General features: G+C 69.7%; 10 protein-coding genes. 5 read left to right on the top strand and 5 right to left on the bottom strand.

Going from position 1 to position 13,210, the window contains the following annotated elements; translation table 11 throughout:
• Positions 1 to 20: 20 nt before the first annotated feature.
• From cobT to ACQ5SP_RS03965, 3 genes are read left to right on the top strand one after another with little or no spacing between them, the layout of a single operon-like run.
• Positions 21 to 1,907, top strand: a complete 1,887-nt coding sequence (gene cobT / locus ACQ5SP_RS03975; protein ID WP_430936672.1) for a cobaltochelatase subunit CobT — start codon at positions 21 to 23, stop codon at positions 1,905 to 1,907.
• Complete coding sequence (locus ACQ5SP_RS03970) at positions 1,907 to 3,700, top strand: aminopeptidase P family protein (protein ID WP_430936670.1); 1,794 nt, start codon at positions 1,907 to 1,909, stop codon at positions 3,698 to 3,700. The genes cobT and ACQ5SP_RS03970 overlap by 1 nt, the downstream gene beginning before the upstream one ends.
• Before the next feature lie 60 nt (positions 3,701 to 3,760).
• Positions 3,761 to 4,102: a DUF427 domain-containing protein gene (locus ACQ5SP_RS03965; RefSeq protein ID WP_430936668.1), complete on the top strand. Its 342-nt coding sequence runs from the start codon at positions 3,761 to 3,763 to the stop codon at positions 4,100 to 4,102.
• 18 nt (positions 4,103 to 4,120) lie between these two features.
• Here the strand turns inward: ACQ5SP_RS03965 and ACQ5SP_RS03960 are convergent, their stop codons facing one another.
• Positions 4,121 to 5,806, bottom strand: a complete 1,686-nt coding sequence (locus tag ACQ5SP_RS03960; RefSeq protein WP_430936666.1) for a chloride channel protein — start codon at positions 5,804 to 5,806, stop codon at positions 4,121 to 4,123.
• Between the two features lie 82 nt (positions 5,807 to 5,888).
• Between ACQ5SP_RS03960 and ACQ5SP_RS03955 the strand changes: the two genes are divergently transcribed.
• Together ACQ5SP_RS03955 and ACQ5SP_RS03950 are read left to right on the top strand one after the other, a co-directional pair.
• Positions 5,889 to 7,262 (top strand): FAD-binding oxidoreductase, encoded by a 1,374-nt coding sequence (locus ACQ5SP_RS03955; protein WP_430936664.1) that lies wholly within the window; start codon positions 5,889 to 5,891, stop codon positions 7,260 to 7,262.
• Between the two features lie 6 nt (positions 7,263 to 7,268).
• Positions 7,269 to 7,718 carry a YybH family protein gene (locus ACQ5SP_RS03950; protein ID WP_430936662.1) on the top strand — a complete coding sequence of 150 codons (450 nt, stop codon included), beginning with the start codon at positions 7,269 to 7,271 and terminating at the stop codon, positions 7,716 to 7,718.
• Here ACQ5SP_RS03950 and recN read toward each other — a convergent pair.
• The 4 genes from recN to ftsZ form a co-directional block, all read right to left on the bottom strand.
• Complete coding sequence (gene recN / locus ACQ5SP_RS03945) at positions 7,715 to 9,364, bottom strand: DNA repair protein RecN (RefSeq protein WP_430936660.1); 1,650 nt, start codon at positions 9,362 to 9,364, stop codon at positions 7,715 to 7,717. The genes ACQ5SP_RS03950 and recN overlap by 4 nt on opposite strands.
• A 15-nt stretch (positions 9,365 to 9,379) precedes the next feature.
• On the bottom strand, positions 9,380 to 10,216 hold the full coding sequence (locus tag ACQ5SP_RS03940; RefSeq protein ID WP_430936658.1) for an outer membrane protein assembly factor BamD: 837 nt from the start codon (positions 10,214 to 10,216) through the stop codon (positions 9,380 to 9,382).
• Between the two features lie 94 nt (positions 10,217 to 10,310).
• Positions 10,311 to 11,234: a UDP-3-O-acyl-N-acetylglucosamine deacetylase gene (gene lpxC / locus ACQ5SP_RS03935; RefSeq protein WP_430936656.1), complete on the bottom strand. Its 924-nt coding sequence runs from the start codon at positions 11,232 to 11,234 to the stop codon at positions 10,311 to 10,313.
• 235 nt (positions 11,235 to 11,469) lie between these two features.
• Positions 11,470 to 13,131, bottom strand: coding sequence for a cell division protein FtsZ (ftsZ, locus tag ACQ5SP_RS03930; protein WP_430936654.1), 1,662 nt, complete (start codon positions 13,129 to 13,131; stop codon positions 11,470 to 11,472).
• Positions 13,132 to 13,210 lie beyond the last annotated feature (79 nt).

Raw genomic sequence — 13,210 nt, 5'->3', positions numbered from 1 at the left:
GGCCCGCGACGGCGAGGATCATGACCAGGCAGACCGACAACCCCGCCGACCCGTTCAAGAAGGCACTGGCGGAAGCGACCAAGACGATGGCCGACGACCCGGAGATGTCGGTCAGCTATTCCGTCGATCCGCCGGGCATGACGTCGGACTCGATGCGCCTGCCCCAGATCAGCCGGCGCATGACCCGCGACGAGGTGCTGCTGGCGCGCGGCACCGCGGACGCCTTCGCGCTGCGCCGCAAGTACCACGACGACAAGACGGCGGCGAAATACCAGCCGCAGGGCGAGATCGCCCGCGCGCTCTACGACGCGATGGAGACCGCGCGCTGCGAGGCGATGGGCGCGCGCGACATGCCCGGCACCGCCAAGAACATCGACGCGCGCATCGCCGACGAGGCCGCGCGCCGGGGCTACGGCGATATCACCGACCCGGGCGACGCGCCGCTGGCCCAGGCCGCCGGCTACCTGGTGCGCCATCTCGCGACCGGCCGCGACCTGCCCGCGGGCGCCGACAACGTGATGGATCTCTGGCGCGGCTTCATCGAGGGCCAGGCCGGCGACACGCTCGGCCGGCTCGACCGGGTTCTGGCCGACCAGACGGAATTCGCCCGCTTCACCCGCAAGGTGATCGAGGATCTCGGCTATGGCGACCAGCTTGGCGAGGATCCCGACGCCGAGAACGACGAGCAGGACGAGACCGCCGAGGAGGACCAGAGCGAGGAAGAGACCCCCGACAGCGAGGGGCGCGACAACGAGGAGTCGACCGACGACCAGGAGGCGCCGCCCGACGAATCCGAGAGCCAGGAGACCGACCAGTCCGAGGCGCAGGTCTCAATGGAAGAGGCCGACGACCAGGACATGGCCGACGAGGCGGAGCTGCCCCAGGGCGAGCCGCCGCACGAGCCGCCGCCGCCCCAGCCCCATTCCGAGGCCGACCCGGACTACAGCGTCTTCACCACCGGCTTCGACGAGGAAATCCGCGCCGAGGACCTGGCCGAACCGGCGGAACTCGAACGGCTGCGCGCCTATCTCGACCAGCAGCTCGAGCCGCTGAAGGGCGCCGTCAGCCGGCTGGCCAACAAGCTCCAGCGCCGCCTGCAGGCACAGCAGAACCGCAGCTGGGAGTTCGACCGCGAGGAGGGCATCCTCGACGCCGGGCGGCTCGCCCGCGTCGTGGCGAACCCGACGACGCCGCTCTCCTTCAAGGTCGAGAAGGACACCGAGTTCCGCGACACCGTCGTGACGCTGCTGCTGGACAATTCCGGCTCGATGCGCGGTCGGCCGATCTCCATCGCGGCGATCTGCGCCGACATCCTCGCGCGCACGCTGGAACGCTGCCAGGTCAAGGTCGAGATCCTCGGCTTCACCACCCGCGCCTGGAAAGGCGGGCAAAGCCGCGAGGCGTGGCTGGCCGACGGCCGCCCGCAGCAGCCCGGCCGCCTGAACGACCTGCGCCACATCGTCTACAAGGGCGCCGACGCGCCCTGGCGCCGCGCCCGGCCCAACCTCGGCCTGATGATGAAAGAAGGCCTGCTGAAGGAGAATATCGACGGCGAGGCGCTGGAATGGGCCCATCGCCGCGTGACCGCGCGCAACGAGGCGCGGAAGATCCTGATGGTGATCTCGGACGGCGCGCCGGTGGACGACTCCACCCTGTCCGTGAACCCGGCCAACTATCTCGAAAAGCACCTGCGGGACGTGATCGCCATGGTCGAGCGCAAGAAGCAGGTGGAACTCCTGGCCATCGGCATCGGCCATGACGTGACCCGCTACTACGACCGGGCCGTGACCATCACCGACGTCGAACAGCTGGCCGGTGCCATGACCGAGCAGCTGGCCGCGCTTTTCGACATCGACCCGCGGGCCTCGGAACGGGCCATGCGCGTCGCGCTGACGCGGGCAAGCTGATGCTGCAGTCCTTCGCCGTCACCTCCCGCCCCGAACAGGGTCCGCCGCGGCTCGCCCGGCTGCGCGAGGCCATGCGCGCCGCGGGGCTCGACGGCTTTCTCGTGCCGCGGGCGGATGCCCACCAGGGCGAATACGTCGCGCCCCGCGACGAGCGGCTGGCCTGGCTCACGGGCTTCACCGGCTCGGCCGGTTTCGCGGTCGTGCTGCGGGATATCGCCGGCATTTTCGTCGACGGCCGCTACCGGGTGCAGGTGAAGGCCCAGGTCGATACCGCCCACTTCACCCCCGTCGACTGGCCCGAGACCAAGCCCGGCCCATGGCTCAGGGAGCACCTGCCCACCGGCGGCAGGGTCGGCTTCGATCCCTGGCTGCATACCCCCGCCCAGATCGAAGAGATCGCGACGGCGCTGGCGGGCAGCGGCGTGGTACTGGCGCCGGTCGAAAACCCGCTCGACCGGGTCTGGGACGACCGCCCCGCCCGCCCGGCAGAGCCGGTGCGAAGCTATCCCAAGGCATATGCCGGGAAAGGCGACGAGACGAAGCGCGCGGAGATCGCCGAGGCGCTGCGCGCAGCCGGCCACAAGGCCGCCGTTTTGACCCTGCCCGACTCGATCTGCTGGCTACTGAACATCCGCGGCGCCGACATTCCCCGGAACCCGGTCGTCCACGCCTTCGCGATCCTGCATGACGACGGGCATCTGCACCTGTTCTCCGACCCCGAGAAGTTCGACGGTCTCGGCCCCGATCCGGGCATCGACCTGGCCCATTGGGACGCCTTCGAGGATGCGCTCGCCGCGCTGACAGGCCCGGTGCGCGTCGACAAGGCCAGCGCGCCCTGCGCGGTGTCCGCCGCGCTCGAGGCCGCGGGCGTGGCCATCGCCTGGGCCGACGATCCCTGCATCCTGCCCAAGGCCTGCAAGACCGAAACCGAGATCGCCGGCGCCGTCGAGGCACATCTGCGCGACGGCGCCGCGATGGTCGAATTCCTGGCCTGGCTCGACGCGCAGGACCCGGCCGCGCTGACGGAAATCGACGTGGCGACCGCGCTCGAGGGGTTCCGCCAGGCCACGGGCGCGCTGCAGGACATCAGCTTCGAGACCATCGCCGGCGCGGGACCGCACGCCGCCCTGCCCCATTACCGGGTGACCGAGGACTCGAACCGCCGCCTTGCCGCGGGCGAGCTGCTGCTGGTCGATTCGGGCGGGCAGTACCTGGACGGCACCACCGACATCACCCGCACCATGGCGATCGGCGCCGCCGGCGCCGAGGAACGCGCCTGTTTCACCCGCGTGCTCAAGGGCATGATCGCGATCTCCATAACCCGCTGGCCGCGTGGCCTGGCCGGGCGCGACCTGGACGCGCTGGCGCGCTGGCCGCTCTGGCAGGCGGGTCTGGACTATGACCACGGGACGGGGCATGGTGTCGGTGCCTATCTCAGCGTGCACGAGGGACCGCAACGCCTGTCGCGCATCTCGCACGTGCCGCTGGAACCGGGCATGATCCTGTCGAACGAGCCCGGCTATTACCGCGAGGGGGCCTTCGGCATCCGGATCGAGAACCTGATCGTGGTGGAAGAGGCGCCGGCGCTGCCCGGGGCCGACGCGCGTGAGATGCTGGCCTTCCGTACGCTCACCTACGTGCCGATCGACCGGCGTCTGATCGACGCCGCGCTGCTGACCGGGGCCGAACGCGACTGGCTCAACGCCTATCACGCCGAGGTCCTGGACAGGATCGGCCCCCGCTGCGGCGACGCGGCGCGCGCCTGGCTCGAAGCCGCCTGCGCGCCGATCTGACACGCCCGCGTTACAAGCGCCCCGGTATAGGATGCCGGGAAGACAAAAAGGGAGGGACGGATGACCGACCATATTCAGATACGGCCGGCCGAGGGGCTCTGGGTCGTGCGCGCCGGCGGCGCGGTGCTGGGCGAGAGCCGCGATGCGCTGGAATTCCACGAGGGTGACCGGCCGGCGGTGATCTATTTCCCGCGATCCGATATCGGTATGGCGTTCCTCGACGAATCCGAGACCCGCACCCGCTCCCCCGACATAGGCGAGGCCACCTATTACAGCATCCAGACCAAGAGCACGGTCATCAAGGATGCCGGCTGGTCCTACGAGGATCCGGTGGCCGGCGCGGAACAGATCAGGGGCTACCTCGCCTTCCATCCCGAAAAGGTCACGGTCGAGCAGCTCTGATCCTGGTGCCGCGCGCCGTCAGGAATGTTCCTCGGCCGCCGTGGCCGAGAGCGCCCGGTTGAACGCCTTGAGCGCGTCCACCTGGTAGACCGCCCCCCAGAGCACCGTGGGCGCGTCCTTCTCCGCCCGCGAGACCACCGGCAGGAATTCGGGGTTGTTGGCCTCGAAGACCGGCATCGCGGCCTCGAGCGTGGCCTCGCGGTCGATATAGACGCCCTGCTCGATCAGGTCCCAGCAGCGGTCCTCCGGCGCGGCGCGCTGGCTGTCCTTGGGCCGCATCACGAGGCTGACCGGCACGGTGGCCAACAGGTAGGCCTGCGGACCGGCCGCGAGGTGTAGGTCGCGTCTCTCGAGCTGGGTGAGAAAGAAGGAGCGGTCGACCATGCGGCTGGCCAGCGCCGTCGAGGTCGAGACCGCGACCATCACCGCGAGCCCCGTCTGCCAGTCGCCGGTCAGTTCGAAGACGATCATCGTCGTCGAGATCGGTGCGCCCAGCACCGCCGCGGCGACCGCCCCCATCCCCGCCAGCGCGTAGAGCGTCTCGGATCCCGAGACCTCCGGAAAGATCGCCGTGGCGACCAGGCCGAAGGCCAGCCCGGTCAGAGCGCCCACCATCAGCGACGGCGAGAACACCCCGCCGCCCATCCGCCCGGCCATGGTCACGGCCACGGCGAAGACCTTGACCGCCGCGAAGACCATCGCGTTCCAGAGCAGCAATTCTCCCGTCAGCGCCGCCGATGTCGTCTCGTAGCCGACCCCGATGATATGCGGGAACCAGATCGCCACGGCGCCCAGCACCAGCCCCGCCACCGCCGGGCGCAGCCAGCCCGGCATCCGGGTGGCGCGCTGGATCACCGTGCCCAGATCCTCGGCCAGGAAGATCGCGCGCATCAGGATCACCGCGACGAGCCCGCAGACCAGCCCGAGGATCAGGAAGGCCGGAAGCTCGACATAGAAGGCGAGCACGCTTTCCTCGGTCAGGCTGAACTCGGTGATGTTGCCGAATTCGAGCCGGTTCACCACCGTTCCCGCGACCGCGGCGATGGCGATCGGCGCGAAGGCATGCACGGCGAAATGGCGCAGCACCACCTCGAGCGCGAAGAGCGTGCCCGCGATCGGCGCGTTGAACGAGGCCGACACGGCCGCGGCCACCGCGCAGCCCAGCAGGTCGCGGCCGGTCATGCCGCTGGCGTTGATGCGCTGGCAGACCCAGGTCGAGATCACGCCGGCCATGTGCACGACCGGCCCCTCGCGTCCCGTTGAGCCGCCGGTCGAGAGCGTGACCAGCGACGCCAGCGCCGAGGCGATGCCGGCGCGGATCTCGACCCGCCCGTCGCGGAGCGCCGCGCCGTTTATGACGTCGGCGACACCGCGCGATATCCCGTCGGGCGTCATGGCGTTCAGGATGATGCCCACGACAAGCCCGCCGATCACGGGGACGATCAGCACGACCCACCAGGGCAGGGTTTGCAGGTGACTGGCCAGCATCACGTCGTCGGTGCCATAGATCAGGGTCTGCAGCGCCGAGATCCCCTTGCGGAAGAACAGCGCCGCGAAGCCGGCGGCGATCCCGATCAGAAGCGCGATCAGCCAGAACTGGATCTGGCTCGGTCCCTTCTCGCGCATGGTGCGCCAGGCATGCCGGAGGTTCCTGACCCCGCCGGTCAGCTCCCGTTCGAGAAACTCTCGGATCTGCCTGAGCACCGTTCCCTACCGCATGGCGAACCGGCTTTTCCCTGCCGCCGCACTGGCCTAGTGTCGGTCCGACCCGGAACAGGAGGCTCAGATGTCGATCCAGCAGGCAATTACCGAACTGCAGGCAGTCTTAGGCGATCGCATCACCACCTCCAAGTCCGATCTCGACCTGCACGGTCAAAACGAGACCCATTTCCCGCACCTGCCGCCCGACGCGGTGGCCTATCCCGAGACCACCGACGAGGTTGCCCGGATCGTGCGAATCTGTGCGGCGAACGACTGCCCGATCATTCCCTGGGGCGTCGGTACCTCGCTCGAGGGCCACGCGCTGGCGCTCAAGGGGGGCGTGACGATCGACTTCGTGCGGATGGATCGCCTGCTGGAAGTCAACGACGCCGACATGGACTGCACCGTGCAGCCCGGCATCACGCGCGAAGCGCTGAACACCGAACTGCGCGCCACGGGCCTGTTCTTTCCCGTCGATCCCGGCGCCAACGCCACCATCGGCGGCATGGCCGCGACGCGGGCCTCGGGCACCACGGCCGTGCGCTACGGCACGATGCGCGACAACGTCCTGGCGCTCGAGGTGGTGACGGCCGACGGGCGGATCATCCGCACCGGCAGCCGGGCGCGCAAGACCTCGGCCGGCTACGACCTGACCGGGCTTTTCCTGGGCTCTGAGGGCACGCTCGGCGTCATCACGGCGCTGACGCTGCGCCTGCAGGGCCAGCCCGAGGCGATTTCCGCCGGCATCTGCGCCTTCGACGAGATCGGCGACGCGGTCAGCGCGGTGATCACGACGATCCAGATGGGCATTCCCATGGCCCGGATCGAGTTCGTGGACGAGGCCACCGCCGCCGCCTTCAACGCGCAATCTGGCGCAGGCATGCCGGAAAAGCCGCACCTGATGGTGGAATTCCACGGCTCCGATGCCGGCGTGGCCGAGCAGTCGGAACGCTTCGGCGAGATCGTGGCCGAGTTCGGCGGCTCCGAGTTCCAGTGGTCCAAGCAGACCGAGGAACGCAACCGGCTCTGGAAGATGCGCCACAACGCCTACTATTCCTGCTTGCAACTGCGCCCCGGCGCGACCGCGGTGGTCACGGATCTCTGCGTGCCGATCTCGCGGCTCGCCGAGGCGGTGGCGGAGACCCGCGCCGATATCGACGCAAGCCCGATCCCGGGTCCGATCCTCGGCCATGTGGGTGACGGGAATTTCCACGCGATCCTGCTGGTCGAACCCGGCAACCACGCGGAAATGACGGCGGCCAAGGCGCTGTCGCACCGGATGGTCGAACGCGCGCTCAGGCTCGGCGGCACGGTCACCGGCGAGCACGGGGTCGGCATGGGCAAGCTCGACTACATGGAAGCCGAGCACGGCGCCGGCTGGGACGTCATGGGCCAGATCAAGCGGGCGCTCGATCCGCAGGGCATCCTGAACCCCGGCAAGATGATCCGCGGAGCGTGAGGCGCGATGCTGCCCGCCACGCCCGGTGATTTCCCGCGCGCCTTCGCAGAGGCCTGGATGAACCGCGACGCGGGCGCGCTGGCCACGCTCTTCGCCGAGGACGCGGATTTCGTGAACGTCGTCGGCATCTGGTGGGAAGATCGCGCCGCCATCCGCCGCGCCCACCAGTACGGGCTGACCACCTTCTTCGCCGAGAGCCGGCTTGCCCTGGGCTGCGTCAAGACGCGTGCTCTCGGCGCCGGCATGGCCGTGGTTCATGCGCGGTTCCGGCTCTCGGGACAGCTGCGGCCGAAGGGCGGCACCGCGCCCGACCGGCAGACGATCCTGGTCGCCGTGCTCCGCGACACCGGCGCGGGCTGGCAGGCCGTGGCGGCACAGAACACCGACATCGTGCCGGGGGCGGAAACCCACCTGGCGGGCGAGGACGGGCTGCGTGCCGCGGATTACCGGGCCTAACCCCCGAGCAGCGCCTCCGCCGCGGCCCGTGCCTCGTCGGTGACGCGGTCCCCGGCCAGCATCCGGGCGATCTCGTCCACCCGCGCGGCCCCGGACAGGGGCACCACGGCCGAGGTCGTCTGATCGCCCTCGACCCGCTTTTCCACCCGCCAGTGGTGGGCACCCTTCGCCGCGACCTGCGGCGAGTGGGTCACCACCAGCACCTGCGCCCCGTCCGCCAGCCGCGCGAGCCGCCGGCCCACCGCGTCGGCGGTCGCGCCGCCCACGCCGCGGTCGATCTCATCGAAGATCATCGTCAGACCCGCCTGGCGGCCCGTCAGGCACACCTTGAGCGCCAGCAGGAAACGCGACAGCTCGCCGCCGGAGGCGATCTTGTCGAGCGGCCCGGCCGGGGCGCCGGGGTTCGTCGCGACGCGGAAGGTCACGGCGTCGCGCCCCTCGGGGCCGGGCTCCGCCGGGGCGATCCCGGTCGTGAACACGGCCCGCTCCATCTTGAGCGGCGCCAGCTCGTCGGCCATCGCCGCATCGAGTCGCGCGGCCGCCTCGTGGCGGATCTCGGACAGGGCGCCCGCGGCGGCGTCATAGCCACCCTCGGCCTCGGCCAGGGCGGATTTCAGGCCGGCGATTTCCTCGGCGCCGCGATCGATCGCGTCGAGCCGGGCGCGCAGGTCGCCGGCAAAGCCGCCCAGCTCGTCGGGCAGAACGTCATGCTTGCGCGCCAGCGCGCGGATCGCGAAGAGCCGTTCCTCGATCCGCTCCAGCTCGTGCGGGTCGAAATCGAGCGCCTCGAGGCATTGTTCGACGCCCTGCGCGGCCTCGCCCAGTTCGGTCAGCGCGCGGCCAAGCGCCGCGAGCGGCGCCTCGAGCTGCTCGCCGGCCTGGTCGTGCGCATCTTCGAGCCAGCGCAGCGCGTCGCCCATCAGCCCCTCGGCCCCCTCGGGACCCAGCGCCGCATGCGCCCGCGCGATGTCCTCGCGGATTCGCTCGGCGCCCTGCATCAGGCGCCGCCGGCGGTCGAGGTCGGCCTCTTCCCCGGGCTGCGGGTCCAGCGCGTCCAACTCGCCCACGGCGTGACGCAGGAACTCTTCCTCGCGCTCGGCCTCGGCCAGCTGCGCCTCGGCCGCGTCGAGCGCCTTGCGCGCCGCCGCCCGCGCGCGCCAGGCCGCGCGCGTGTCGGCCAGCTGCGCATCCAGACCCGCATAGGCATCCAGCAGCGCCCTGTGCCCGCGCGGGTTCAGCAGGCCGCGGTCGTCCTGTTGGCCGTGAAGCTCCACCAGCATGTCCGAAAGCGCGCGCAAGACCTCGCCGGAACAGCGCCGGTCGTTGACCCAGGCCTGCTTACGCCCGTCGGGGCGGTTGACACGGCGCAGGATCAGCTCGTCGCCGGCGGGCAGGCCGGCCTCGTCGAGCACGGCGCGCGCCGGATGCGTCCCCGGCAGGTCGAAGACCGCGACGACCTCGCCCTCCGCCGCCCCGGCGCGCACCAGCTCCGCACGCCCCCGCCAGCCCAGCACGAAGCCGAGCGCGTCCAGCAGGATCGACTTGCCCGCGCCGGTCTCGCCGGTCAGCACATTGAGCCCCGGCCGGAGATCCATCTCCAGCCGGTCGATGATCAGCATGTCCCGGATGTCGAGGCTTCGCAGCATGCGAGGTGGCTCCCGTCAGAGCCACTCGCCGCGGATCGTGCGCCGGTAGACCGCGCGAAGCCAGCTGTCGCCGCGCGCCTCGGGCGCGAGGCCACGACCGGTCAGCAGCCTGTAGCTGTCGTCGTAGAACGGGCTGCCTCGGTAGTTGTGGCCGAGGATCGCGGCGGCGGTCTGCGCCTCGGCGGCGAGGCCGAGCGACAGGTAGGATTCCACCAGCCGGTGCAGCGCCTCGGGCGTGTGCGTGGTGGTCTGGAAATCCTCCACGACGGCCCGGAAACGGTTGATCGCCGCGGTGTAATGCCCCCGCTTCAGGTAGTAACGCCCGATCTCCATTTCCTTGGCCGCCAGGTGGTCGAAGGCGAGATCGAATTTCAGCATCGCGGACTGCGTGTATTCGCTGTCGGGATAGTTTTCGATCACCCGCCGGAATGCCTGCAGGGCCTGGTAGGTCAGCCCCTGGTCGCGACCGATCTTGTCGATCTGGTCGTAATAGCTCAGCGCCAGGAGGTACTGCGCGTAGGCCGCGTCCTCGTCGGCGGGGTAGAAATCGATGTAGCGCTGCGCGGCGGCGCGGCTCTGCTCGTATTCGCCGGCCTGGTGCCAGGAATAGGCCGTCATGATCAGCGCCCGCTTGGCCCATTCGGAATAGGGATAGAGCCGCTCGACCTCGACGAAGTATTCGGCCGCGCCGTCGGGATTGCCGGAGTCCAGCCGCGCCTCGGCGCGCTGGTAGATTTCCTCGGCCGAGTAGCTGTCCAGAGGGGCTTCGCGCGATCCGCCACCACAGGCCCCGAGCACCGCAAGAACCGCAAACGCGCCCAGGGTTCCCGCCAGTCTCCTGCCTCGTGCCATGAACACCAAACCCCGTCTTGTCCTGTCCGCGGCATGGCTGCCGCGCCGGTTTCTCCTAGCACATAAAAACCGGAGGAAAAACGGTTTCCGCGCCTCAGGCGACCCGGGAGAGATCGCCGTGTTCGATGCCCACCCCGGGCAGCATGGCCGCGGTCTCGGCATCGCATTCCATGACCTCCACCGCGCCGGGCGTGGCGAAGAGCTTGTGCAAAAGCGCGTTCGTGACCGCGTGACCGGCGCGCAGCCCGGTATAACGGCCGAGAATCGGCGCCCCGGCAAGCGCGAGATCGCCCAGCGCGTCGAGCATCTTGTGGCGGACGAACTCGTCGGCGTGGCGCAGCCCGCCGGGCGAGAGCACCTCGGCATCCTGCACGACGACGGCATTCTCGTAGCTGCCCCCCCTGGCGAGACCCGCGGCGCGCATCGCCTCGACGTCGCGCTGCCGGCAGAAGGTCCGGCTGTCGCACAGCTCGCGCACGAAAGCCCCGTTGGACAGGTCGAGCCGAAGTTCCTGGGTGCCGATGGCCGGTTCGTCGAACTCGATCCGGTAATCCATCTCGAACCGGTCGGCCGGCTCCAGGCGCGCCATCGCGTCGCCGTCGCGGATCTCGATCGCCTCGCGCACCCGGAACACGAAGAGCGGCGCATCCTGCGAGCGCAGCCCGCGCCGCAGGATCTCGCGCACGATCCGGGCCGAGCTTCCATCGAGGATCGGCACCTCGGGCGCGTCGATTTCGACCAGGGCGTTGTGAACCCCGCACCCGGCCAGCGCGGCCATGACATGCTCGACCGTCGAGACCTCGACACCCTCGGCGTTGACCAGCGGCGTGCAGAGCTGCGGCGCCGTGACCGCGTCGTAGCGCGCCGGGATCATGTTGTCGCGATCGGTGACGTCGGTGCGCCGGAACCAGATGCCGTGATTTGCCGGCGCCGGACGCAGCGTCATGCGCACCGGCTTGCCGGAATGCAGGCCTGTTCCCGGAATCGCGATGTCTGCCCTGAGCGTCGTCTGTACCATGCGGTCCATCTTGGAATCTGTCGCCCCGGGCATGAGTCACACCCCGGGCCGGGTTACCGCAGAGGGGTAGAGCCGCAAGGGTTACACCTCAACTCAATCTTTATTTCTCTCTGAAACATAGGGAATCCGGGGGCGCGGAAATCCGCTCATCCCGGGAAATCCAAACTCCAGGCTCTTGAAAAGCAACAAGAAAAAGGCCGGCAACGCCGGCCTCTTCCCTGGGATTGTGACGGCTTCAGTTCGCCTGGCGTCGCAGGAAGGCCGGGATCTCGATCCGTTCCTGTTCCGGATCGGTCTCCTCCTCTTCCTCGATATGGGTCTGGGCCGGCGTCGCGCGGCGCGTCGGCGGCTCCTGGACGGCGCGCGGTTGCGCGGGGGCTTCCTCGCCGTGATGGCCCGTCATGCGGTTGATGAGCGAGTTGATCCCGAAGAGCTTCCGGTCTCCATGCGCGCCGCGATCCTCCTCGGTCGCGCGCGGCTGCTGCTGCGCGCCCTGCGGCGTCTTGTTGACCGCGGCGCGCAGCCGCTGCATCGCCTCGGGCGAGGCGGTGCCGGGTGCGGGCGGCTTCGGCGCCACATAGGCATCGGCTTCGGCCGCGGGCGGATCCTGCCGGGCGGCCGGCTCGTGCTGCGGCTCCGGCTGGTAGGCCGGCGGCGGCAGGTCGTCCGCGGCAGCCCCGGGCGCCCCCCGGTTGTCGGCGGCAAAGCCAGTGCCGGTGGCGGCGGCGGGCTGTTCCTCGCGCTGGAAATCCCCGAAGAGCGACGGCTCGCCCTGCGGCTCCGCCGGCTGGTCGTGCTCGGCATGGGGGTGCTGCTGGGTCTCGAACAGCGCTGCCGCGGCGGCGGCATGTTCTTCCTCGGCGACGGTGGCCGCCGGCTTCAGCGGCTCGGAAATCCGGCGGCGCGGCACCGGCATGTCGGCATGGACGTTGGAGGCGTCGATCCCGGTGGCCACCACCGACACCCGCATGGTGCCTTCCATGTCCGGGTCGAGCGTCGAGCCGACGATGATGTTGGCGTCCGGGTCGACTTCTTCGCGGATCCGGTTCGCCGCCTCGTCCAGTTCGAAGAGCGTCAGATCATGCGCGCCCGTGATGTTGATGAGCACACCCTTCGCGCCCTTGAGGCTGATCTCGTCCAGAAGCGGGTTCGCGATGGCTTTCTCGGCGGCCTGGATGGCGCGATCTTCGCCGTCGGCCTCGCCGGTGCCCATCATCGCCTTGCCCATCTCGTCCATCACCGCGCGGACATCGGCGAAGTCGAGGTTGATCAGGCCCGGCCGGACCATCAGGTCGGTGACGCCCTTCACGCCCTGGTAGAGCACGTCGTCGGCCATCGAGAAGGCCTCGGTGAAGGTGGTCTTCTCGTTGGCAAGCCGGAAAAGGTTCTGGTTCGGAATGATGATCAGGGTGTCGACGACCTTTTGCAGCGCCTCGACGCCTTCCTCGGCCTGGCGCATGCGCTTGGCGCCTTCGAACTGGAAGGGCTTGGTCACGACGCCGACGGTCAGCACGCCCAGCTCGCGGGCGGCATGGGCGATGATCGGCGCCGAGCCCGTGCCGGTGCCCCCGCCCATCCCGGCGGTGATGAAGCACATATGCGCCCCGGCGAGATGGTCGACGATTTCCTCGATGGTCTCCTCGGCGGCGGCCGCACCGACCGACGGGCGGGCCCCCGCGCCGAGGCCTTCCGTGACCTTCACGCCCATCTGGATCTTCGACTGGGCCCGGGCCTGCGACAGCGCCTGCGCGTCGGTGTTGGCCACCACGAACTCGACGCCGTCGAGTTGTTTCTCGATCATGTTGTTCACGGCGTTCCCGCCGGCTCCGCCGACACCGAACACGGTGATCCGCGGCTTGAGGTCCTGATGATCGGGGATTGTGAGGTTCAAGGTCATCGGTTCCGTCCGCCTGTTTTCATTTCCGGCCGGGGCCGGAGTCCGCCTGTTTGATTCCACAGCGTAACCAACGCGTTCC

It is taken from the genome of Rhodovulum sp. YNF3179 (assembly GCF_050586465.1).
Taxonomy (GTDB): domain Bacteria; phylum Pseudomonadota; class Alphaproteobacteria; order Rhodobacterales; family Rhodobacteraceae; genus CAJXYS01.
This window is presented reverse-complemented; position numbering and strand designations above follow the sequence as displayed.

What these genes read in the sequence shown, in the direction of transcription:
- cobT (WP_430936672.1), top strand. Translation starts at nt 21, where the DNA reads ATGACCAGGCAGACCGACAACCCCGCCGACCCGTTCAAGAAGGCACTG.
- ACQ5SP_RS03970 (WP_430936670.1), top strand. Translation starts at nt 1,907, where the DNA reads ATGCTGCAGTCCTTCGCCGTCACCTCCCGCCCCGAACAGGGTCCGCCG.
- ACQ5SP_RS03965 (WP_430936668.1), top strand. Translation starts at nt 3,761, where the DNA reads ATGACCGACCATATTCAGATACGGCCGGCCGAGGGGCTCTGGGTCGTG.
- ACQ5SP_RS03955 (WP_430936664.1), top strand. Translation starts at nt 5,889, where the DNA reads ATGTCGATCCAGCAGGCAATTACCGAACTGCAGGCAGTCTTAGGCGAT.
- ACQ5SP_RS03950 (WP_430936662.1), top strand. Translation starts at nt 7,269, where the DNA reads ATGCTGCCCGCCACGCCCGGTGATTTCCCGCGCGCCTTCGCAGAGGCC.
- recN (WP_430936660.1), bottom strand. Translation starts at nt 9,364, where the DNA reads ATGCTGCGAAGCCTCGACATCCGGGACATGCTGATCATCGACCGGCTG.
- ACQ5SP_RS03940 (WP_430936658.1), bottom strand. Translation starts at nt 10,216, where the DNA reads ATGGCACGAGGCAGGAGACTGGCGGGAACCCTGGGCGCGTTTGCGGTT.
- lpxC (WP_430936656.1), bottom strand. Translation starts at nt 11,234, where the DNA reads ATGGTACAGACGACGCTCAGGGCAGACATCGCGATTCCGGGAACAGGC.
- ftsZ (WP_430936654.1), bottom strand. Translation starts at nt 13,131, where the DNA reads ATGACCTTGAACCTCACAATCCCCGATCATCAGGACCTCAAGCCGCGG.